Raw genomic sequence first — 23,059 nt, 5'->3', positions numbered from 1 at the left:
TTTTACCACGGTTAAAGATGAATCCTGTATGCATGACGAACTGGATTTGTTGCCAGAGCACCGAGATTCGATTGCCAGTGCTCGCAAGGATGTCAGGAACTGTCTGCGGACTGGCATTCCGCGTGTGCTAAACGAGCTAGGATATACAAAAGAAGACATACCTCAACCACGATTCTTCACTCAAGGCTCGTGGGCGTACAAGACGTTGAACTCTCCGGCACAGCGGCCCCAACAGGCAGATGTCGATGATGGTTGCTATTTACCATTGAGTTTTGTTACGCAGACAAAACGGCCCAGTACCGCAGCGTCAGTGTTCTTTAATGCCGCAGAAGAAGCCTTGAAACCTCTGATTGATAAAAATCGATGGACGCTCATCACAGACAAACCGACTTGCATCCGTATTGTCATTGGAACCTATGCCCACATTGACATCCCGTTGTATGCTATCCCTGATGAGGAATTTGCTACTCTCAGAGCTGCAATGGAAAGCTATGGCTATGATTCACTGTCGAAAGCGATGAACATTGCTGAACGGGACGTTTGGACTGCATTACCCGCGGATAAAGTGCTACTGGCTCACCGTGAGTGTAACTGGATGGCCTCAGACCCCAGGCCTGTTAAAGAGTGGTTCTTGGGCGAAGTAGAGGCAAAGGGTGAACAGTTACGCCGGGTAGTTCGTTACTTGAAGGCGTTCCGCGATTGGCGGTGGCCTAGCGGTGGTCCTACATCAATCTTGTTAATGGCTGCTGCTGCCCCACTATTTGAGAAACGTGATCGACGAGATGATCTCGCCTTGTTAGATGTTGTTGCGACACTGCCGGGTCGCTTACGTGCAGGAGTTAACAATCCAGTGGAAGGGAGTGAATCGCTCACTGCACGTATGGGCAAGGCCGGTGTTGAAGAAGCTGCTGAGGCGTTCGAAGAATTTGAAAAGGTTCTTCGCGGAGCGACTGACGCTGGTAATCCTTCACAGGCATGCATTTGGATGCAGGCCTCATTCGGCCCACGATTTCCGAATGAGCCGAACCGGGTAAAATTCGTATCCGTCGCAGCTACCATTGCTGCGGCACCCGCAACAACTGGTCCGAGTGAACTTATCGGGCGGACAAAAGCTGGATGAAAAGCACGGATGTTATTGCGAGTGTAATCGATGCCTTTGAAGAGCGAGATTTTGCGTTTGTCGGGAAGACGGACGACGGCTGGTTCAGGCTACGCGGACAGTTGACACCGTCAGCATACAAGGGTTATCTGTGCGAACTTCAGCTCGATCCATCTTTCCTCGACTTTCCTCGCATCCGGCTGTTAGAAATCCCGCCAGAACTTCCCGCCACGGTTCCTCACCTTGGTGCTGATGGCGGGCTTTGCTATATAGCCAAAGGCACTGTCGTGTTAGACATTTTCGACCCTATAGGACAGTCGCTGGCATGCCTGGAGCGTGCTGCGATTGTGCTAGGGCAGATATTGAATGGCCAGTTGGTTGAAGATCTTGCGGAAGAATTCTTCGCCTACTGGCAGGGTTTATTTTGTTTTGTTGACATGCAGAGTAAAGATTTTGGGCAACATAGCTGCCTAGTCGCACAAGCAAATGAGAGTTCGTTTTACTTCGTTACCGATAACAAGGTTAGAACAACCGGGAAACTAAAGTCACTGGGTTACCAGGTCACCAATAAAACGGTGTTAACCTATCGTGTAAAGACAAAAGCTCAACCACGTCCACTGACAAGCCGTTGGCCACCTGAAACAGTAGGAGATATACTGGAATGGCAGAGCATTCTTGACACTCAGTGTCGGCGAAAAATTCACGAGCGTATTAAGGACGGAGAAAGGACAAAAGCAAATGGCTGCTTGATCTTCATTGAATCTCCACTGATGACGTATGGTTTTGCTGTTCTCTATGACCGTCAACATTTGGTCAGAAAGAAGAAGCACGTAGATCGTAGAGATTTGAGTTATCGGTTGAAAGTTATGCCCATATCCGTAGCCAGAATCGATGACGACTACCTTGCCAAGAGGAACATTCCAAACTCCAAGACTCTGGCAGGTAAGAATATAGCTGTCGTTGGATGCGGGACGATCGGTGGCTATCTGGCCGACATGCTTGTCAAGGCAGGTGCGGGAACATTAGGAGGGAAGCTCACCCTGGTAGATTACGAATGCCTTCTCCCACAAAACATTGGCCGTCATCGACTGGGATTTCCTGACCTTCTGTCTAATAAAGCTGAGGCGATGTCGAAGGAACTTAGACGCCTGGCGCCAAGCACAAAGATTCGTGCGCTGCCCGTAGATGTCAGGCGAGCCCAACTGGGAAAGCCAGACCTTCTCATAGATGCAACTGGAGAAGAATCCTTAGGACATTGGCTTTGTGGCCACTATCCGCTTCCAACACCCATGCTTTCAGTCTGGGTTGAAGGTCCGGGAACTGCTGTACGATCTCTCCTGAGAACAACTACATCAGGTGCCTGCTACCGGTGTCTTTGGCATAGCAGTAAGAGAGGCGAGCTGCGCTCCACGATTGAGCCTCTTCCTTTCATATTGTCTGGTCATGGATGTGAGGGTCTATATGTACCGTTCCCTGCTTCGGTCTCCGTGCATGCAGCAAGTTTGGGAGCCGAAATGGTGCTTGATTGGATTAATGGCATTTGTTCTCCTGCATTACGCACCAGATTAATCGATCAGACAGTGCAGCAGGCCACGTCCGATTGCGACCCATTTAATGATCCGGAATGCCCTCTATGCAATTTTTAGACTCATGGGCGACCTATGATAAAAGAACGTTACTGTGTTTTTCGACAGCTACGCTAGAAGCATTCTACAAGCATGTTCAGTACAGAGACACGGATTGCGAAGCTGGCGGACTTCTATTAGGTTCCATTCATGGAAACCATATGCTCATAGAGCAAGCTACTTTCCCCACTAAATGGGACAAACGTTTCCGTAACCTTTTCGAGCGAATGCCATTTGGTCACGATGTCATTGCTCTATCTCGATGGACGGCGAGTAAAGGAACAATCCGTTATCTGGGTGAATGGCATACCCATCCGGAAGATCATCCTCATCCTTCAAGCCTCGATAGGTCAGAGTGGAACAACTTATCTGAGAATCGCATGGATAAGCGACCTATGCTTGCTGTTATCGTCGGGCGAGAATCTCTTTATGTCGAACTGGTACCAAATTCAGGCAGAGGAGTTGTGTTATCCCCAATGGCCTAGGAGGGGTCAGTTTGGATATCGAAAATTATTGTACGTTAAGATTTTTTTTGACCTTTCTACTTTAGCTGGCCTAAGCCGACGAAACTTACCGGAAGCCGGTATCCAGTCACTCTTCCAGATATAATCGCCTGTCAGATTGATGTGTTCCCAGCCTAACGGAGTCAAATGCGACAGCAGTTGCTTGTTGATCTTCATCACTTTACGCTTCAGGGCATCGACTGCTCTTTCCATATAACGGCATTCCACACCGAAATAGCTGCCGTCAACAGCGTCAGTCCACTGGCGCGATAGCTCTGATTTTCCGGTTTTCTTTCCCTGATTTCACCCAGCCGGTGCAGGAATACCTCAGGTGCCAGCGCGTTACGGGCTTCTCCTTTATTCAGACCGGCCTGTACCCGCCGGCGAAGTGCTGGATCGCGGAACCTGTCGAGCATTAACAGAGTTCGTCCAATACAGCCAATTTCCCTCAATGCTTTGGCAAGTCCGTTTGGCTTGGGGTAGCTGGCAAGCTTTTTCAGCATCAGGGATGCCGCCACGGTTCCCTGCTTTATCGAGGTGGCCAGACGCAGCAATTCACGCCAGTGAGTTTCGATCTCTTTCAGATTCAGGCTGGTTGTTGATATCAGTGACTGAAGCGCCTGGTGTGAGTTCAACGGGTCGAAGCAATTTCGTAAAACACCATGTCCAAAAGTGTAAGTGGTCAGCGATATTTAGATGATTTTTCGAGTAAACTGTTGCTCAGTAATGGTATTGCCCCACTGATTGCCTTCCCATTTTTTCGACAATTCAAATCCGAATAATTCATATAATCGTCTCGCCGCGATAAGTTTATTAAACGTCCATAATTGTACCGAAGCGAACTTCTGCTCATCACAAAAACTCATTGCTTCTGCAATGAGTTTTCTGCCCAGTCCGCTGCCACGACAATTATCGTCAAGGATGAACCAGCGCAGATGCGCCTCATTATTCCCCAGATCCTCATCGTCAACAACTAAGCCGACTATGCGCTCGTTCACCATTGCCAGCCAGATTGACCTGTTCCCCGTTGATTAGTACACCATGATCTAATTAACGTCCGCTGTTTGCTCACAGCGGTCGTAAATTCTATCTCACTTCCTTAAATCTTTCCGTTGTTGCGTATCCATATTTGACACAAGCGTGAAATCTCGTCACTCTTCAGGCCGCTTCGTACAGGAAGGGTTACCCCCTTTTTGAGATAACGTGCCAGCTTCATTTCCCATTAACTTTAAAGTTGGGTGCCAGTTCAGATTGTAGCTTAAGTACAATGTTCAACTCTAAAGGTTCACCGGACCTAAAACTTTACCGTCAGAAGGAAACTGCCGACGTCAGGGGCCCGGAAATCATGCATTTCACACAGGCATCCGCCATAAAGCCGGTTCACCGAACTGGAAAGAAATTATATAGACAACTTTTTTCTGGCAGAGTGTTTAGCTTATGAGAAAAGGACTTAATTGGTATTACCTCTAGCACTGCCACCGGCTATACCGACATCATATGGTCAATTCACCGTGTGGCATACACCACACCGGGAGCCTTCATGGCGATAAATAAACATATTCGGTAGTTAAACGCTCAGAATAGACACTGCCAGTTGTGGGGCTAAAATCATGTATAAAGATTTTACTCAAGCTATCATGTGAGCGATAATTTCTGGCACATTAGCTGAGGTTTAAGGTTTAATATAGCTCAAACAGGGAGGAGAGATACATGCGATACCATAAACCACGAGTATACCACCTGAAAGGGACGGTTGGTGCCTGTGGCACCAATAATCCTGAAGATGTAAAAGAATTACAGCAAATGATAATGGGTGCCGGTTATAAGTTAGTTACAGGAAGAACCATCAGAGAAAATGGCATATGCGGGCCAGAAACCGAACAAGCGATAATTTGGTATCAACGACTTTTGACACTTTCTCCCACCGGGCTGGTTCATCCAACGGACAGTTTCTTTATCCAGGCCATTGAAAATGCATACTCCCCAGGATGGAGGCCAAAACATACTTCAGGCTCACTGCAGGTAAGCGAAGGACAGGTAACATTTGATTCAGAAGGTATTGATTATGTCACCGCAGTGGAGCCTTTCAGACAACAACATTATCCTGGCTTTTCCAGAATTTTGCACTGGCCACCAAAATTCTCATCAGGTGTGACACTCGGAAGGGGATACGATATGGGAAGTCGTAGCAGTGGTGAGATAATGGCAACACTCAGACAGGCAGGTATCAAAGAATATCAAGCTGTTATATGCTCTAAAGCAGCACATCTTAAAGGTCGGCAGGCTGGAGAATTTGTGAAGGTCTATGGTCCTCTTGTAGGCGAGATTACTCACGCCCAGCAAATCAGACTATTTGAAATTGTATACCGGGAAAAACTCAATTACGCGAAGGGTGTGTACTCAAGGAATTCGCGCCATGTGGCTAACGCTCTCATATGGGATAAAGTTGATAAAGAGATACGTGATGTTTTTGTAGATACAATATATCAAGGTAACAGAACAGCACCAGAAATGGTAAAAATTATGGCGCGAGGAGAGAGTCGAAATGAAGTTATTAAATACCTCAGGGACGACCCAATTTTAAGTGGGGACAGAAGAAGAAATGAAATCAGAATAAGGGGGCTAAGTAAATGAATAAATTCAACCCATTGAGTGTATTTTTTGCTCTGACTTTATCCTTCTCATTAAATTCATATGCAGAATCTAATGCGCAGGGCATTGTGGAAAATAAATATGTTACCGTCTGCACAGAAAAATATGGCGATAATAATAGTGAGTGTTTGACTTCCGTGAGTGAATCTGCAGAAAGACAACTAAATGCAGCCTACCAGGATAAGTTAAATGAAATTTCCAATTACGATTTCAGCCAGTGGTGGATGGGTGATAAAAAGCAAAGGGAAGACATGAAAAATGCTTTTATCCGAAGCCAGGAGCTATGGTTGAAATATCGTCAGGATTACTGCAAAGCGGCCAGCGCTGGTGCTGAAGGGATTGATGGTTACAGTTCAGTAATGCTAAGTTGTCAGATGAATCTGGGGTTAAGACGAATTGAAGAAATTAAGATGGTACATCCAAATCTTTCAGACGGTTAAAATTAGTCAAAAAAGTCTCTTATGAATGTTTACTATTAATGATTTTCAAAGTTAATGGTCATAAGGTTCAGTAAGTGCTCAATGTCCGCTTCTCGCTCAAAGCGGACCTTATGAACTGGCTTTCTTTCCGATCCGTGCCAAGAACAGGTATTGCTAACAGCGTCAGATTTCAATCTACGGGGGAGTTGATCCCCCCCTTATTGCGTAGCTAGTTTACTGAAGGTACTGATTCAACCAAATACGCGTCCCTTCAATGTCATACGCTTTTTCCCCAAACCCTTTCGCAAGTAGGAACTCTGGTAAATACTCGTCATATTTATCCAAGTACTTTTCTGGAACATCTGTGGCAAGATCAAATGCAGATGGCAAGCCTGACAACAGCATTCCTTTGAGTGCGTGCTGAACGGAAGCTACACTTGAGTTATCGATTTCTATAACACCAGCAAATGAATTTGCTTTAAAACCACAACCTATGAGAACGTCCCATACGCTGACGAAGACTGGAAACAGAATGCGTAGGCGTAACTTGTATAATCGACTTAACCTTACCGATATCAATTCCCAACTCGAGCGTCATTGTACAAACAGCTGTTATTGAATAAAGGCTAAAAATCGCCATGAATAATCCTGACGCTTCCGGGTCATTTTAAATGAATCAGAGGTGTCTGTTAAACCCGTGGCGATTCAGGTTTAGTGCCTTTTTTTGCCCTTTTTTTAAGGGAGCCCCACCCAGTGAGTGAGGCCGATGCCAGCCGATAAGATAAGATCAACTGCGTTGACCGCAGTAGTCATATGCTCTGATTTGGTCGCACCGATAATTGGAGCTTTAATCGCGGATTTGGAAAGCAACCAGGCGAGCGCAATATGGGCATGTGGAACACCTCTTTTACTGGCACTACGCGCAACCGTAAGCCAGTTCCGATAAATCCCCAACGCGCCCATGCATTGATGAGCTCACCTCATAACGCTATCCATTTTATAGCTATTCACTTCATAAGCCCTCTGGTCCAGAATTTACTTATGACCTGCCGTTTGCTTAACGACCCGGTACATCAGCAGTAAGTCCAACGGACTTCTGTGACCAAAACCCTCAAAACAGACAGGAATTTATCATGACCGATATTTATAAATGTGGTTCCCAGGCTTCTTTCGCGGGCCCGGAAGACTGGTTTACAGGTACTGTACGCGTTGATCCCCTTTTCCCGGCCAACGAACCCGCCCGCGCAAGCGGCGGTAGCGTGACATTCGAACCAGGCGCACGTACTGCGTGGCATACCCACCCACTTGGTCAGACGCTGATTGTGACCGCAGGTTTTGGTTATGTGCAGACCTGGGGTGAACCGGCCCGTGAAATCCGTCCTGGCGATGTAGTCTGGATCCCACCGTTTGAAAAACACTGGCACGGTGCCAGTGCCAAAACCCCCTGACGCATATTGCCATTCAGGAAGCGGAAAACGGCAAAGTGGTTGAGTGGCTGGAAAAAGTTACCGATGAGCAGTACGGAGACAAATAATGAGTGCGAATATTGCAGGAAAAGTCGTTGTCATCACCAGCAGCCAGCCTGATGAAGTGGACATTAACGAAATCCTTTATCGTCCAACCAGTCAGCAGGTCTGATCACGGTTGGCAGCGATCAAACCGTAAAAAAGGTGCCTCCCGTTTATTGGGATGCGCCTTTTCTCTGCCTGCCCGTTATGCGGAAGGCTCACAGGTAAGCTATGAGAGGTTCACTCTGATGTCCCGGGAAAGTCTTAACGATCTCGTTGCCTTTGTTACCGTGGCCCGTGAAAGAAGTTTTACCCGCGCAGCTGCGCAGCTGGGGGTCTCTCAGTCGGCGCTGAGCCACAGCCTGCGCGGGCTTGAAGCCAGGCTGGGCGTACGACTCCTGACGCGAACCACCAGAAGTGTTTCTCCCACAGAGGTTGGACAACGCTTACTTGACTCGCTGGGGCCACGTTTTGATGAGATCTGGAGTGAACTGGCCGTCGTGGGTGACATGCGCGATAAGCCTGCCGGAACTGTCCGGATCACAGCCACAGATTTCGCCATAAAGTTTCTTCTTTGGCCACGGCTTAAGGGGCTCCTTGAAGAGTATCCCGACATCAATCTTGAGCTGGCAAACGAATATGCTTTGACAGATATCGCTGCGAACCGCTACGACGCGGGTGTTCGTCTGGGTGAGCAGATAACCAACGGCATGATTTCCGTCCGCATTGGGCCGGACGTGCGATTTGCTGTGGTCGGCTCCCCTGCCTATTTCAGTAAAAATCCCATCCCCCTGACGCCTCAGGATCTTGTTCAGCACCGCTGCGTTAATTTAAGACTTTCGACACACGGGGGACTGTATGCCTGGGAATTTGAAAAAGAAGGGCATGAAGTGAAAGTTCGTGTTGAAGGACAGGTTGTATTTAACGATGTATTTCAGGTCATTGATGCGTCAGTTGCTGGATTTGGTCTGGCACACGTTCCGGAAGAAGCTGTCGCCAGCTACATTCAGCAAGGCAAGCTTGTCAGTGTTTTACAAGATTATTGCCCTGCCTGGGACGGACTACATCTATATTATCCCAGCAGGAGACAGTCATCGCGTGCGCTCACGCTTATTGTAGACGCATTGCGCTATAACAAGAGATGATGCCGACGCTCCTGCGAACGCCGGCATCAGGTCAGGACTTTTCGCGTGAATTGAAAACATCCCTGAAGACCGGTAAAGCAGAGAATACATTTGGCCAGCCTGCCACAAAGGCCAGTTGCGTCAGGACTTCCGAAGCCTCTTCTTTTGACAACCCATTGTCCATCGCGCGGTTCAGATGATACGGCACCTGGTTTACCTGCCCCGCAGTGACTAAAGCGCTAACGGTTATCAGACTTCTGTCACGAGGCGCAAGTCCCGGCCGTAACCAAAGATTGCGGAAAACGGCCTCTGTGGTGTATTTCACCACCCCTGGCGAGACATCACCGAAGCTGTTGCCCACCAGCGTGGCGCGTTTGAGTTCGTTCTCCTCATCAATGGCCAGCAACTGGACGTTTTCTCCGGGCAGTGTTGAGAGATCAATATGCCTTTGAGTAAACACGACCTGAGTAGTCACTGCTGCAGAGGTTGCGTTTGGCCAGCCAGCATAAAAAGCCAGGTGGGTAATCGTTTCAGAGATCTCAGTGGGTTTAACGCCACTGTCGAGAGCCAGATTGAGATAATGCGGCAGGTCAGTAGTGTCATTTCTGCTGATAAGCGCCGCTAAAGTGACCAGGCTACGGTCTCGTCGGGATAACCCGGTACGGTTCCAGAGATCGCGGTCAATATACTTATCGCCATAAGCCGCCATGCCAGGCGCGGCTCCGGCCACAGCTTGATGTACTTGTTGGGTATTTCCTGAAGCGCTGCCAGATTTCTCGTTTCCCATTTTTGTTGCGCAGCCTGCGATTAGCAATGCAGAGCAAAAAAGCATGCAGGTAACCAGTCTCATAAGTTCTCCCTACTGGACATATTGCTGATCGCTGACTTTCTCAAGCCAGTCGACATTTTTTCCTTCCGCCGTGACTTCCTGAATAGCCAGATGAACCATGCCCGTCTTATCCGTCGCGCCGTGCCAGTGCTTTACACCGGGTGGGCAGTTAATCACGTCACCAGCATGAATCGTTTTCTTCTCCCTGCCCCACTCCTGCACCCAGCCGGTCCCGGAGGTGACAACTAACGTTTGCCCAATCGGATGAGTATGCCAGGCACTCCGGGCCCCCGGTTCAAAGGTGACATAGGAGCCAGTCGCTCTCTGCGGTGCCTGGGGCTTCAGAAACAAGGGATCTACCCAGACACGACCAGTGAAATTATCGGCCGGCGCGCTGATAAACGTCCGGCTCCCACTTTCAGAAAGGGACATGGGAGCGGTGCCTGCACTTTCTGCCTGGGCAGAAAATCCAGCGACAACCAAAAGGGAAACAGCAGCAGAGGTATAACGGATCATCTGAAATTCTCCGGTTAATTATAAAGAAGGAAACTCATTGTTTTTTGGCAACAGAGACAGCTAAGAAGGTGACCTGAACTACCTGTCAGCAGCAATTTCGAATCTAGCCTGCCAGGGTGCTGTCTGTACCGGAAGAGCATCCGCGTCATCCAACTGGCCCAGTTTAATCAGGCCGGAGGCGAATCCGTGGTCATGATAAAAAATCGCCAGATTGCCCCAGGGGGCATAGAAGGTAATGTCTCCTTTGCGGGCGCTGGAACCTTCAGGGGAACCGACAACAGAGAGTTTTGCCGGTAAATCACTGACTTTTCTTTACTGGCGTAGTCTTTAAGTTCGAGCGTTAAAGGCAGCAGGCCGACAAAATCTTTACTTGCCTGACTGTTGTTAAGCGAAGCGGGGATTTTTCGATCGCCAATGACAATGTTTATCCTCATCTTTTTCAGTCCTTTTAGTTCATTCCCGGCATACGCGGGGGTGACAGCAGGCAACCCACCTTCAGGCTGAAATACCAGTGCTAAAACGAATATCCAGGACGCAGCCTCATGTAACAACTCGTAAGCAGAGCGGTCAATATATTTCCTGCCAGTTTTAACACAGGAGCTGAGGAGGGTTAATAGCTGAATTCAGGATAGACAAATGAGTGTTACTCACTAATGGAGGAAACTGATTTTTAAATTTTGAGATACTGACTGAAATCGTCATTCATGAAAATCCTGAACGCTTTGTCAGCACGTCTGTACCGTCCACATTTACCAATGTGATTTATAAGTGAATACAGGCATACGGTACATCCATCTGATTAGCAGCGGCAACCAGCCTCAGATAACGATATCAACAAAAGTGAATACATTGAGGATGTATTAAAATAGAATTTAAAAATAAAAACATTAAATAACAAATAAATATTTGAGAATTTACTGTTCAACGTCTGATTGTCAGTCCCTTCACAAGTCTTTATAAAATTCGTGAAGATAACTGGTTCAAGAGAAAACCACGCAATCGCGTGGATTTTTCTTTTACGGCCCCTTTTCAGCACATTGGCTGCCAGTCTTAAAACGACGATAGTGTTCACTCTAAATCCCCCTTGTCCCATTTTTTAGATTCCTTCTTTTAAACCGATCCCATTTTCGAGACGGGTTTGTCTGTAAGAAATGCTTTTCCAGCATATAAATCATCAAAAACAATAAGTTATAAAGTTGGCATGCACTCTGCATATTCACATGCAACAGGGTGGAAATGAGCAGATCAGTATGGACTTCAAAAGAACAAATCAGAGACGACGGATTAAGCCTGTTCTGGCAGGCGGAACAGCATTGCTTATTCTGGTGGCGGGCTATTTTCTTATCAGTTTCGGGCCGGGGGGATATGAGGTTCAGGCATCCAGCCTGCTGATCGGTCAGGTGAAACAGGGCGATATGACAGTAGAGGTTCAGGGCAACGGCATTCTGGCTCCTCGCAACGCCACCTGGATTTCATCAAATATTGATGGCATCGTCGAATCCGTTGAAGTCAAACCAGGCGCAGCGGTTGAGCCAGGAGATTTGATTGCGGAACTGGTTAACCCGGATCTGATTCAGACGACCGAAGAGCTTCGCTGGGAGCTGGGTGCGAAAGAAGCTGAAAACAAAGCGCTGAAAAGTCAGCAGGAGAATGATTATCTGGCCGCTAAAATCGCAATTGTTAAAGCGATGCAGGAATATCGTCACGCCAAGGTTGAATATGATGCGGCTGAAATGTTGAATAAGCGCAACGATGGCTCGGTTCCTCTGTTGGTTCTGTACCGTTCGCGGCTGGCTACCGAACAGACACGTCAGAGCCTGCAATATACCCAGGAGCAGCTGGAAAAATTAACCCAGTTACAGAAAGAGAATCGGGAAGCCAGTGAGGCCCGGCTCAGCAAAATAAAAAATATGCTGGCCCGCTCTGAATATCAGGTGCGTTCGTTAAGAGTGAAAGCCAACGAAGCCGGTATTATCCAGGTAACTAATATTGAAGTTGGGCAGCATATCGCTAATGGGTTCAGCATCGCTCGTGTTGCGCGCAAAGATCAGCTTATTGCTGAACTGAAAGTGCCTGAGCGCCAGATCAGAAGTGTGGCGCTTAATCAGCCGGTGCTGATCAGTACGCATATCAATCAAATTCATGGCAAAGTTTCACGTATCGACCCGGCAGTGATCAATGGAACAGTTCAGGTGGATGTTGAATTTACCGATCCTCTTCCAGATGAAGCCCGACCGGACCTCAGTATTGAAGGCCGGGTACAGGTTGCGAACCTGAAAAATGTGATTTTTGCGCCGCGCCCGGTTTATGCCCAGAGCGATACGCCGGGCATTGTTTATAAAGTTACGGCGGATGGCCAAAGCGCGATCAAAATCCCAGTTGCTTTCGGGATGGGGTCCGCCAGTGAAATTGTCATTACGTCAGGCCTTGCAGCAACGGATAAAATTGTCTTATCCAGCTATCAGTCCTGGGAACATGTCGACCAGATAAGCCTTACTCGCTAAAAGGATTCTTGTATGTCAGCAATTGTAGAACTCAAAAATATCAAAAAGGTGTTTTTTACTGAGGAAATGGAAACCCACGCCTTAAGCGATGTGAGTTTCTCCATAAGCAAAGGCGACTATGTTTCTATTTCCGGTCCTTCCGGCTGTGGCAAATCGACTCTACTGTCGATCCTCGGCCTGCTGGACAAAGCCACTGAGGGTGAGTACGTGATTAACGGACATAATGTTAATTCGCTCAGCGCCAGAGAACAGGCGGCTATCCGCAACCTGGAACTCGGTTTTGTTTTTCAGTCGTTTAACCTGATAAGCGATTTGACCGTCAGTGAAAATGTCATGCTCCCACTGACCTATCGTAAGGGACTCGCCAAAAAAGAGATGAAATCCATGGCGGATGCAGCTCTTGAAAAAGTCGATATGAAACATCGCGGCAAGCATTACCCTTCCCAGCTTTCCGGCGGCCAGCAACAGCGCGTTGCCGTGGCAAGAGCCATCGTCGGCAATCCTTCTCTGCTGCTGGCGGATGAACCCACAGGGAATCTGGATTCACGTAATGCCGATGCGGTGATGGCGCTGTTTGATCAGCTTCATCAGGCCGGCTCGACTATCTGTATCGTGACTCACGATCCTCGTTCTGCAGCGCGGGCGCTTCGTCAGATAGAAATTTTTGACGGCATGGTGATCGATGACCATCAGCTCAGGCACCTGGCGCAGGTGGTATAAGGGGAAAGCAATGTCAATGTTCTTCGATCTACGTTATGCGTGCAGATTGCTGCTTAAACGTCCCGGTTTTGCCGTGTTTACCACGCTTATTATGGCCGTTGGGCTGGGTATGTGTGTTTACATGTATTCGGTCATTAATGGCCTGGTGCTGAAACCTCTGCCTTTTGAGGATGGCGAGCGCATGGTGATGATCAGCCCCAGTATCAATAATGTGCGGTTGGGTGATTCGCCTCTCAGCTATATGGATTTTGCCGATATAAAGAGCAAAAGCCAGCGTCTGGAGCAGGTGGGATATTATTACGGCGACGTCGCTAATATCAGCCTTGATGGCCAGGCGTCACGCTATATCGCGATACGCTCTGAACCCGATCTCTTTAATTTTACCGGCGTCCAGCCTGAGCTGGGACGTCTGTATAACCAGCAGGACACTGGCGAAGGCGCCAATGCCGTTGCCGTGATCAGCCATGAAATGTGGCAAAATTTTTTCGGTGGGCGACAGGATATCCTGAGCCAGACCCTGCTGGTTAACGGCATCAAAACCCAGGTTATCGGCGTTATGCCCGCGGGATTCGCCTTCCCGATGAATAACCAAATCTGGCTGCCTTCGGCTTTAAATTCCCTGCATATCACCGAAGAGAACGCGCCGTCAGTTCAGGTTTTCGGCAAGGTTAAACCCGGCATTTCAGTTGAAGAAGCAGATGCCGAACTGAAAAATATTATGGCCGCCAGAGCGCAGACATTTCCAGAGCTGAACGGCGGCCGTTCAGCCTTTGCCATCACCTTTATGGACAGTTTTATCGGCGAGGATTCCAAACCTATTTTCCTTATTATGCTACTGGCTGTTGGGCTGGTGCTGGTGCTGGCCTGTTGCAATGTCGGCAACATGCTGCTGGTGCGCGCCATTGAGCGTAGTAAAGAAATTGCAGTACGGGTGGCGCATGGCGCGCCCCCTTTCCGTGTTGTGCTGCAGATGATGTGGGAGAGCGTGATCATTTGCTGCGTGGGTGGGGTTATCGGCTTGCTGCTGGCGGGCTGGGGACTTTCCCTGACCAATAAATTGATCGTGAATATCGTGCCTGACCAGCCGCCATTCTGGTGGGAACTCGCTATAGATGCGGGAGTGGTCGTTAAAACAGTAATATTAGTCGCAGTGGCCAGCCTGATTACCGGGGCGCTACCGGCCTGGAAGATGGTCAACAGCAATGTCAACGATGCGTTACGAGATGGCACACGCGGCGCACAAAGCCGCAGCAGCAGTCGTATCAGCCGCGCGCTGGTGATATTCGAAGTCGCGCTCTCATGTGCAGTGCTGTGCATCGGTGCCCTGCTCTCGCTGGTCGTTGCCCAAGCTTCTAAAATTGATTATGGCGTACACACGCAAAATATCTGGTCGGCCAAAGTCAGCCTGCCGGAGCGGAGCTATCCCGGTGCCGTGGATAAATTTAACTTCGCCGACAAGCTGGTTGCAGAACTTAAATCACTGCCCAACGTTGATCAGGCCGGTCTGGTCACCAGGCTGCCTGGTGAGTTCACGCCAGCTAACAACATTGAAGTTGAAGGCGCCAGCTATCTGCGTTCTGACCGTAATCAATATCCCCGTGTGAATGATGTGATTGCCTACCCCGGCACACTTGAAGCGTTGAATGTCAAAGCCCAGAGCGGACGCTTACTGGCTTTGAGCGACGATAGCCGCTCGCAAAAGGTAGTGGTGGTAACCCGCTCATTTACAGATCGCTACATGCCGAACGAAACCCTGCCGATAGGCAAAAAGATTCGCTGGATTGATGGAAACGATCGCGACTGGTACACCATTGTCGGCGTGATCCCCCATATTATTCAGGGTCGCCCTTTCGGCCACAGTAAAGAGATGCCAACCCTCTACCGCTCAATGCTCCAGGTACCGCAGGATCAGGTATCCATTATTGCTAAAGGGCTTAACCATGAAAACCTCAGCCACATTATTCAGGCCAGCGTGAGCCGTATTGATAATCAGCTGCCGGTATATCAGGAGAAAACTTTGCAGGAGGTGATTGCCAGAAATACCGTCGGACTGAGTTATATATCAATATTATTTAATGTTTTTGGTATCATGGCGGTTCTGCTCGCCGGCAGTGGTATCTACGGCGTTATGGCGAAAACGATTCATCAACGCTATGCCGAATTCGGCACCCGACGCGCCTTAGGTGCGACGCCAGGCGACATTCTTTCGCTGATTATGAAGCAGGGATGGCGGCAGCTGTCGATTGGACTGCTTATCAGCCTGCCGGTAATTGGTGCAGTGACGCCGATGATCCTGCGCATTTTCGGCGGTCAGGGTCTGGGGATGCTGGTTCTGTTTGCCGTCATCGCGCTACTTATCGCGCTGATCGTTACCGTAGCCACCCTCGTCCCGGCAAGACGGGCAGTAAAGATTCAGCCGATGGAAGCGTTAAGACACCAGTAATGATTCAGCGAAAGGGAAGGCTGTATGAAAAAAAACTATAAGGTTCTGGTTGCCGACGATGATATCAACATCATCAGAACGTTGAAGCTGATGCTCAAGCTTCATAATTTTGATGTCATCGCCGCAACGCAGCCTGACGAAGCCCTTAGCCAGCTGCGGGAAGAGAAGCCGGATATCGCTCTGGTCGACCTTAACTACCAGCGTGATACCACTTCCGGCCGCGAAGGGCTTGAGCTGATTGCCGTGCTAAAACATCAGGAACCCGAGCTGCCGATTGTGGTAATGACCGGCTGGGGCTCGATCGATATCGCGGTAGAAGCGATGAAGAATGGCGCCGCCGATTTCATTCAAAAACCCTGGGACAACGAGCGGCTGCTACAGGTTCTTAATATCCAGCTACAGCTGGTTGAAGGATTGAAGAAACAGCAGGCGCTGCTACAGCAAAATACGTTGCTGCAGCAGCAGCTTCATCCCTGCCTGCAGGATGAGCTGGTAACGCAGTCGCCCGCGATGAAACAGGTTATGTTGATTTTACAACAGGTGATCCCCAGCGACGCAAGCATCCTGCTGACCGGTGAAAACGGGACGGGAAAAAGTATGCTGGCCAGCTACATTCACCAGCATTCAACCCGTAAAGACGCCAGTTTTGTTTCCGTGAATATGGGTTGTATTCCTGACAGCCTGTTTGAAAGCGAGATGTTTGGCCACGTTAAGGGCGCGTTTACCGATGCCAAAACCCAACGTATTGGCCGTTTTGAGCTGGCAGACGGGGGCACGCTTTTCCTTGATGAAGTGGGCAACGTGCCATTAAATCAACAGGCTAAATTGTTACGCATGCTTGAAGAGCAGCAGTTCGAAAAAGTGGGCGCCAGCAGAACCCAGACCGCTGACGTAAGGGTTATCTCCGCGACCAATGCCGATCTCTCCACGCTTCTTAACGCCGGAGACTTTCGCCGCGATCTTTATTACCGTCTTAATACTTTTGAAGTGCGCATCCCTTCCCTACGCGAGCGCAAAGAAGATATTCCGGAACTTGTCACCAGAATGTTGAGAAACCTCGCTGAGCGATATCGCAAACCGATGCTGGTTGTCAGCGAAGAGGCGATGCGCATATTGCAAGCCTACCCTTGGCCAGGCAATATTCGCGAACTCAATCATACACTTGAGCGTACTGTTTTGCTCAGCACCAGCAACATGCTGGATAAATATCTGCTTAGCCAGGCGCTCCCCTCTGATGCTGTAACCGCCTTTCCAGGTGAAAGCACCCTGACGCAGTCTGTCTCTGACGGGGAGTGGACTACGCTCGAAGATATCGTGCAGCACGCTTTGCAGAAACGCCTTGCTGAATACAACGGCAACGCAAATGATGCGGCGGAGTCAATGGGATTAAGCCGCAGTGCCTTTTATCGTCGCTTAAAAAGGACGGGCTGACTGCTATGTTTCGGCATTCACTGGAAGCATTACAGCGGCACTTGATTCTGATTTCATCGCTTCCGTCAGCGCTGGCGCTGATCGGACTGATGATCTGGCATGGCTATTCCAGCTATCTGGTTGCTTTAGTGGCCTTGTTTTCGCTGAGCGTTATTGGTTACAGCGTGCTGACAGCCAGGCAGGCGTTAAATTATCAGCTTTCCACGCTAACTAACCTGATCGATGCGATAACGCATGATGACTTTAGCCTGCGCGGCAAGCGTCAGCTAGGAGACAGCGCGCTTAACGAACTGATCGATATGATTAATGCACTGGCGGCATTAATGCAAAAACAGCGTATGAATGTCAGGCAGCAGCAGTATCTGGTACGTAAGGTGCTGAATAATATTGATGTAGCGATTATTGCACTTAACCATGAGCAGGAAGTCGCATTCCTGAATGATACCGCGGCTACCTTACTGGATACTTCGGCGGATGCGTTGAAAGGAGTGCCGCTTAATGAATTGTCTTTCAGCTCGCTGTTTCAGCAAACCGGCGATAGCGTGGTGGAGTATCAGTTTGCGAAAAGCCGGGGGCGGTTCAAGATTGTGCTGGACAGCTATTTTGAGGATGGCAAAAGGCAGCAACTGCTGTTTATCACTGATGTGAGCCAATTGCTGCGAGAAGAAGAGTACCGGACATGGCGTAATTTGCTGCGCGTGATGAGCCATGAAATCAACAACACGCTAACGCCCATCGCCTCTCTGAGCCAGGTGTTATCCTCTACAGTACCTGACGATGAAGCAGAACATCATCAGGATTTGCGCGATGGCCTGAACATCATCAATGAACGTGCGTTAAATTTGAAAAGCTTTGTCGACAGCTACCGAAAACTAACGTCACTGCCGGTGCCAAAGAAAGAACCCTACAATATTGATGCGCTGATTAAAAATATCCTGGCGTTATTTGATCAACGTACTTTACACATTCTTCATAGCGAAGAGGTGGTGATTGATATCGATGCGGTTCAGATTGAACAAATGCTGATTAATATTTTAAAGAACGCCGACGAATCAATGTCGGATTCAGAGGGGAAAATCTCTCTAAGCTGGAAAATGAAAGATAATGAATTTTGTCTGACTATTCTTGATGAGGGTTGTGGTATCAGTAATGCTGAAAATATTTTTGTGCCGCTTTACAGCACTAAAAAGAACGGCAGCGGCATAGGACTGATGCTGTCCCGTCAGATAGTAGAATCTCATGGCGGTTATTTTAACCTGACACAAAGAACCGACCAGCGCGGTTGTAAAGTTACGATTAAGTTACCATCAAATTAGTTTGGATAGATTGCCTCCAGCCAAAATGAGCCAGACCAGGGGAGCATTCGTAGAATGCGTAACGCGCTGGCAGCTCAGTAAAGCTGTGGCGAAGCTCGTGGAATCCTGTATTGACGAACTGATGAAAAAATCCTGGCCAGGAAGATAAAAATCCGCGCAACGAAATATTTAAACAAGATGGGCAGGTTATCCCTGCCCTTTTTCTTGCTATCCATACCCGATATTAAGTCCCGGCATCACGCATCTCAATGCTATTTTTCACTTTTTCAGCCGCATGTTTACCTGCAATAAAGGCGTGATCGGAATTGTAATACTCCCATTCGCTGTAACGGCCTGCCAGCACAATATCCTGCTGAATCAGCCACTGGCGTACCGTGTCAACATTCTTCGCCCGCGCGTGATCGTAAATGACATAGGCGTAGGGGATATCCAACTGGTTGGCGGCCAGCACTTCATCATCAGCGTTAAAAATACCCAGCGCGATGCATTCGGCAATGCAGCGATCGATCAACGCCTGGCCGTCCACAGGCAGCGGTTTAAGTGGCGAGTAGGTGATCTCGCAGGTCAGGCCGCAGCCGCCGGGTGGGTTACAGTGCGGGCTGGTATTCCCCTGCACAAAAATACGGTGGAAGACCGTGTCGCCGGCAAAATAGATCCAGTGTTTGTCGGTGAGATCGGCCCGGTTGATCCCCAGATTCACGCAGCGAACCGAAACATGTTTCAGCCCTCTGGCAGCGGAGATAACCTCTGCCGGTACCTCATCGCCCATGATGCGGATAAGCTCGGGCAGCGGCATCGTACTGATCATCTGCTCATAGCGGTACTGCCTGCCATCCTTGAGTACGGCAATATGCTGCTGCGGAAACACGCGGGTGATCTCTGCATTGGTTTCCAGCGTGCCTTTGATGTGCGGCAGAAAACCGGACATCAACGCCTGAAAACCGCCTTTCAAAGGATAGCCAAAGCGCGCATTCGGCCCCATAGGTTTTCCGACCGGCTCAACAGCCCCTTCGATAATCTGAGCCAAATCCGGTAGCGGCACGCGCCCGCCCAGCCAGGAGATCTCCATCTGCGACAGCGGCACGGTCCACAGCTTTTTGTTATAAGGAATGGCGAAATGCGCGGCGATGCCCTCCCCCCAGGTTTGATAGATAAACTGCTCGAAGCTCTCTGCCTGCTGCTCAGGTTCGCTTTCGTAGCGGGCTTTTATTGCGCCCATAATGCACTCTTTAATGACCCCTGTTGGCAGACCATAGAGTGCCCCCTGGAACGGATAGCGCGTGTAGACGCCATCGGTATATATCCAGGCTTCACGCATCTGCCAGTGAATGTTATCGCCAAGCAGCATTTCATAGAGTTCAAGCACATAAGGATCGTTGGAGAACATGATGTGTCCGGCATAATCGAAGGTGAACCCCCGATCCTCAACCGAACGACACCAGCCGCCAACGCTCTCATTGCGTTCCAGCAGTACCGCATCTTTGCCGGTGTGATAGGCCGCACTCAGACCAGTCGGACCGCCCCCCAGGATCAGGCAGCGTGCAAACAGGGCATTGTCTGGATCCGGCGTCATCAGCCTCAGCGCAGAAGGTTTTGCTGTAACCGGATGTGATGCCGGCTCAGGGGTGACAGCAACCTGTTGCAGGGCCGCTTTGGTCAGCTGTTTTTCCATCAGCGTATGCATTAACAGCGTGGTCGCATCCCAGGATGTGGCATCCACTATGGCTTTCATCTCGCGCTGCATGGCCGCCCTTGCCGGATCGGAAAGTGCCAGCATCTTCTCACAGGCCAGGATAAAACTTTGTGGATCGCGGCCAATGGCCACCACGTGAGCATAGGGTTTTTCCACGTCGGTAATGGCCGTGCTGACCACTGGTATCCGGGCAGCCATGTATTCCAGCACTTTGGTCGGGCTGATAAAACGCGTGGAGGCATTCAGCGCAAAGGGCATCAGGCAGACATCCCAACCGGCGAGGAACTGCGGTAGCGCCTGATAGGGTTGCATACCGTAATAGAAAATATTGTCCCGCTGCGGCAAAGTCGCCGGGTCGATTTTTACCACCGGCCCGACCATCACCAGCTGCCATTCCGGGTGGGCATCGGCAATTTGCGCGAGCAGATCCAGGTCCATACGCTCATCAATAACTCCAAAATAGCCAAGCCGGGGATGCGGTATGTCCTGCTGTAACGGGTGGAAGTTAGCGCGATCCAGCGCCTGTTCAAAGTGGATGGCGTCCACGCTGCTGGTAAAACAGTGCACATCGGAGTGTCGTCCGACTTTCGCCGCATATAAGCTTGGGCCTCCGGTAAACACCAGATCGGCACGGGTGAGCAGAGCCGATTCACGCTGCAAAAGCTGGCGGGGGGCGTGCTCAAACGCCGCCAGCTCATCCATACAGTCATAAATGACCAGCGAGGGAGTAAATACAGCCAGCAGTGGCAGCGCCATCGGCGTGTAAAACCAGACGATCGGCGCGTCGTCTTCCGCAACGATTTCTGCCAGCAGAGGCTGGAGCCAGGCGATCTGACTGTCGTGGAAGCCGGCAGCCTGTGAAGGCGTATGCGGCTTAATCACGGTGACATTAGGCGCGGGCTCGCTCATGACCAGGCTTGCAGCAGAGGCGGTAAAAACCGGCTCCTCAATAAAAAATATCTGATAATGCTGCGCCAGACGGGTCAGGAGATGCTGTGGACGCTGAAAGACGAAATCCCAACGCAGATGACTGAAAACATAGATTTTTTTCATAGTATGTTTACTTCCCCTGGCGTTACTGAAAACGCCTGATTGGAACTGAAAGTGAGCCAGTGTTTGCTGCGCCCGTAAAAGCGCGGCGGCATAGACAGGATCCAGTTTGCGTGCAAGTGGGTCCGTTCCCTGGTGGTCAAGCTCCCAAAGTCCACTGCGGTGCCAGCGTTGTAATGCTTCCCAGTCCGGGCGGTCGATAATGGGATAGAGGCAGATCCCGAGCATCTCAACGCCCTTCTGCTGAGCCTGAGCAATCTGGGCGGCAATCTGCGTTATCCACGCCCCGCGCCCACTGCCCACGTGGCTGGTTTCCGCCAGCAGCACGGGCCGCTGATAGCGCTGATATAGCGTTGCCAGCATCTGATGAAGCGGCTGGCGACGCGGATCGCCAAGATGCCAGTAAAGTCTCGCGTTACTGCCGCTTTCCCACTGGTTATCGTGGTAATAATTGGCGCCAATCAGATCCAGATAACGCGGATTTCCCCCCAGTTCCGGTGCCAGTTTACCCGCGAGCATGTCCCACGCCTGATACTGGGCATTGCTGAAACCGGCTACCGTATCCAGCCACTCCGGGCTGTTTTCGGGGGCTACCAGATGAATAATGGGGTCGCAATGCAAAATCCGCGCGCGGGGATCCGCCGCCCAGATCGCATCGCAGGCAGCAATCGTCGCCCGTACGAGCTGTCGTTTACTCTCATCGCCGCTGTGTTCACCCGGCAAAGTTGAAGAACCAAATAACCCTACGGAGATCCCCCAACTCGAAAATGAAATCTCATTTACCGGTGAATAGACCGGACTTTCCTGATAAAAGGGGGCCAGAAAGCGGGCCAGTTCGCCGCAAAGCCTGGCAAAGCGGGGGATAAAATCGGGCGAGAAAACATCCGTATCTTCGGGCCAGCCGTAATGACAAACCGTCCAGCAAACCTGGATCCCGGCTTGCTGTGCGGCCTGCATTTTTTCCGCCACGGAGGAGAAATCATACCGGCCATTTTTTTCAACCAGTCGCCAGCCCACGCTTTCACGTACGGTCAGAATATTGAATTTTTTTAGAGCGTTATAATCCTCTTTCAGCTTTTGATTGTGACCCGTGATATCGTTCATGGAGAGCAAGTCACCAGGCCGGTTACGATGATCTGCACCTTCGTAACCGGCCTGCCAGAAACTGTTAAAAACAGGCATTCACCCTCCTTTGACCACCTCATGCGCTGGGGTGGCATATTGGACGACAATAGTGAGCAAGAGAGCCTGCTCTGAAATAATGGCTATGGGAAGGTCATAATAGCTGGTATTAATTTAAGCCTGATGCTGTCATTTAAATAACCGTCTTATGAAACTACGGATAATTAAAATGAAATCATTAAAGCAGGGGGATCATCTGCTATTTAATGATTTAGCTTAAGTATAGGCTGAGCTTTTGTTTTTGCCAGCGGGGAGCCTGGCTATTTTACTGTTATAGAAGAATTTTCATCCTGAATCTCGTCTTGTTTTTATTAACCCCATGAATTTTAAGACTAACGTATCATCCGGAATTAGCGTTTTAAAAAGCAGGGACAACCCACGGCCAGCCTGCTCTGAGATAAACAGAGAGATATAATCACCCATGAAATTTCTTTTAAAGTATTTT

Annotated in this window: 16 protein-coding genes and 6 pseudogenes; 13 read left to right on the top strand and 9 right to left on the bottom strand. The window is 49.6% G+C overall.

The features are described 5' to 3' along the window. Positions 1 to 28: 28 nt before the first annotated feature. The 3 genes from VRC33_RS09250 to VRC33_RS09240 are packed head-to-tail and all read left to right on the top strand — an operon-like array spanning position 29 to position 3,209. Entirely contained in the window at positions 29 to 1,120 is a 1,092-nt protein-coding gene (locus VRC33_RS09250) for a CBASS cGAMP synthase (protein ID WP_338563060.1), read from the top strand. Then, on the top strand, positions 1,117 to 2,745 hold the full coding sequence (locus VRC33_RS09245) for a ThiF family adenylyltransferase (RefSeq protein WP_338563058.1): 1,629 nt from the start codon (positions 1,117 to 1,119) through the stop codon (positions 2,743 to 2,745). Before VRC33_RS09250 ends, VRC33_RS09245 begins: the two co-directional genes overlap by 4 nt. Next, positions 2,733 to 3,209, top strand: a complete 477-nt coding sequence (locus VRC33_RS09240; protein WP_338563055.1) for a Mov34/MPN/PAD-1 family protein — start codon at positions 2,733 to 2,735, stop codon at positions 3,207 to 3,209. The genes VRC33_RS09245 and VRC33_RS09240 overlap by 13 nt, the downstream gene beginning before the upstream one ends. A gap of 6 nt (positions 3,210 to 3,215) precedes the next feature. Here VRC33_RS09240 and VRC33_RS09235 read toward each other — a convergent pair. Together VRC33_RS09235 and VRC33_RS09230 are read right to left on the bottom strand one after the other, a co-directional pair. Then, a pseudogene (locus VRC33_RS09235) lies at positions 3,216 to 3,856 on the bottom strand (Tn3 family transposase); the annotation flags it as partial. A 63-nt stretch (positions 3,857 to 3,919) separates the two neighbouring features. Next, positions 3,920 to 4,240 (bottom strand): annotated as a pseudogene (locus VRC33_RS09230) (GNAT family N-acetyltransferase); the annotation flags it as partial. Between the two features lie 697 nt (positions 4,241 to 4,937). Between VRC33_RS09230 and VRC33_RS09225 the strand changes: the two are divergent. Both VRC33_RS09225 and VRC33_RS09220 read left to right on the top strand, forming a co-directional pair. After that, positions 4,938 to 5,861, top strand: a complete 924-nt coding sequence (locus tag VRC33_RS09225) for a peptidoglycan-binding protein (RefSeq protein WP_338563052.1) — start codon at positions 4,938 to 4,940, stop codon at positions 5,859 to 5,861. Further along, positions 5,858 to 6,319, top strand: coding sequence for a lysozyme inhibitor LprI family protein (locus tag VRC33_RS09220; protein WP_338563050.1), 462 nt, complete (start codon positions 5,858 to 5,860; stop codon positions 6,317 to 6,319). Before VRC33_RS09225 ends, VRC33_RS09220 begins: the two co-directional genes overlap by 4 nt. Before the next feature lie 213 nt (positions 6,320 to 6,532). Here the strand turns inward: VRC33_RS09220 and VRC33_RS09215 are convergent. The 3 genes and pseudogenes from VRC33_RS09215 to VRC33_RS09205 all read right to left on the bottom strand — a co-directional run. Further along, a pseudogene (locus tag VRC33_RS09215) lies at positions 6,533 to 6,799 on the bottom strand (DEAD/DEAH box helicase); the annotation flags it as partial. Further along, entirely contained in the window at positions 6,777 to 6,896 is a 120-nt protein-coding gene (locus VRC33_RS09210) for a helicase-related protein (RefSeq protein WP_338564204.1), read from the bottom strand. The gene VRC33_RS09210 and the pseudogene VRC33_RS09215, both read right to left, overlap by 23 nt. Before the next feature lie 137 nt (positions 6,897 to 7,033). Further along, positions 7,034 to 7,198: pseudogene (locus VRC33_RS09205) on the bottom strand (hypothetical protein); the annotation flags it as partial. Between the two features lie 233 nt (positions 7,199 to 7,431). On the opposite strand from VRC33_RS09205, the pseudogene VRC33_RS09200 reads away from it, so the two are divergent. The 3 genes and pseudogenes from VRC33_RS09200 (at position 7,432) to VRC33_RS09190 (ending at position 8,951) form a co-directional block, all read left to right on the top strand. Then, positions 7,432 to 7,832: pseudogene (locus VRC33_RS09200) on the top strand (cupin domain-containing protein). After that, a complete protein-coding gene (locus tag VRC33_RS09195; RefSeq protein WP_338563046.1) occupies positions 7,832 to 7,936 on the top strand; it encodes an alcohol dehydrogenase in 105 nt (34 codons plus the stop codon). The pseudogene VRC33_RS09200 and the gene VRC33_RS09195 overlap by 1 nt, the downstream one beginning before the upstream one ends. 118 nt (positions 7,937 to 8,054) lie before the next feature. Further along, a complete protein-coding gene (locus VRC33_RS09190; RefSeq protein ID WP_338564201.1) occupies positions 8,055 to 8,951 on the top strand; it encodes a LysR family transcriptional regulator in 897 nt (298 codons plus the stop codon). 31 nt (positions 8,952 to 8,982) lie between these two features. On the opposite strand, the gene VRC33_RS09185 is transcribed toward VRC33_RS09190, so the two are convergent. The 3 genes and pseudogenes from VRC33_RS09185 to VRC33_RS09175 all read right to left on the bottom strand — a co-directional run bounded on the left by VRC33_RS09185 (position 8,983) and on the right by VRC33_RS09175 (position 10,709). After that, positions 8,983 to 9,717, bottom strand: a complete 735-nt coding sequence (locus VRC33_RS09185) for a carboxymuconolactone decarboxylase family protein (RefSeq protein WP_338563043.1) — start codon at positions 9,715 to 9,717, stop codon at positions 8,983 to 8,985. 72 nt (positions 9,718 to 9,789) lie between these two features. Then, a complete protein-coding gene (locus tag VRC33_RS09180; RefSeq protein ID WP_338563041.1) occupies positions 9,790 to 10,275 on the bottom strand; it encodes a cupin domain-containing protein in 486 nt (161 codons plus the stop codon). Positions 10,276 to 10,353: 78 nt separating this feature from the next. Beyond that, positions 10,354 to 10,709 (bottom strand): annotated as a pseudogene (locus VRC33_RS09175) (cyclophilin-like fold protein). Positions 10,710 to 11,525: 816 nt separating this feature from the next. Between VRC33_RS09175 and VRC33_RS09170 the strand changes: the two are divergent. The 5 genes from VRC33_RS09170 to VRC33_RS09150 are packed head-to-tail and all read left to right on the top strand — an operon-like array spanning position 11,526 to position 18,689. Further along, positions 11,526 to 12,779 carry an HlyD family efflux transporter periplasmic adaptor subunit gene (locus VRC33_RS09170; RefSeq protein ID WP_338563038.1) on the top strand — a complete coding sequence of 418 codons (1,254 nt, stop codon included), beginning with the start codon at positions 11,526 to 11,528 and terminating at the stop codon, positions 12,777 to 12,779. A 12-nt stretch (positions 12,780 to 12,791) separates the two neighbouring features. Next, entirely contained in the window at positions 12,792 to 13,499 is a 708-nt protein-coding gene (locus tag VRC33_RS09165) for an ABC transporter ATP-binding protein (protein ID WP_338563037.1), read from the top strand. A 10-nt stretch (positions 13,500 to 13,509) separates the two neighbouring features. Beyond that, positions 13,510 to 15,942, top strand: coding sequence for an ADOP family duplicated permease (locus VRC33_RS09160; protein WP_338563036.1), 2,433 nt, complete (start codon positions 13,510 to 13,512; stop codon positions 15,940 to 15,942). Positions 15,943 to 15,966: 24 nt separating this feature from the next. Beyond that, positions 15,967 to 17,373: a sigma-54 dependent transcriptional regulator gene (locus tag VRC33_RS09155; RefSeq protein WP_338576978.1), complete on the top strand. Its 1,407-nt coding sequence runs from the start codon at positions 15,967 to 15,969 to the stop codon at positions 17,371 to 17,373. A gap of 5 nt (positions 17,374 to 17,378) precedes the next feature. Beyond that, positions 17,379 to 18,689, top strand: coding sequence for an ATP-binding protein (locus tag VRC33_RS09150; protein WP_338563033.1), 1,311 nt, complete (start codon positions 17,379 to 17,381; stop codon positions 18,687 to 18,689). A 223-nt stretch (positions 18,690 to 18,912) separates the two neighbouring features. Here the strand turns inward: VRC33_RS09150 and VRC33_RS09145 are convergent, their stop codons facing one another. Continuing rightward, on the bottom strand, positions 18,913 to 22,614 hold the full coding sequence (locus VRC33_RS09145; RefSeq protein WP_338563031.1) for an NAD(P)-binding protein: 3,702 nt from the start codon (positions 22,612 to 22,614) through the stop codon (positions 18,913 to 18,915). Between the last annotated feature and the right edge of the window lie 445 nt (positions 22,615 to 23,059).

The sequence above is a fragment of the Erwinia sp. E_sp_B01_1 genome (assembly GCF_036865545.1).
GTDB lineage: Bacteria > Pseudomonadota > Gammaproteobacteria > Enterobacterales > Enterobacteriaceae > Erwinia.
The sequence above is the reverse complement of the archived record's forward strand: the minus strand, read 5'-3'. Positions and strand labels throughout refer to the sequence as shown.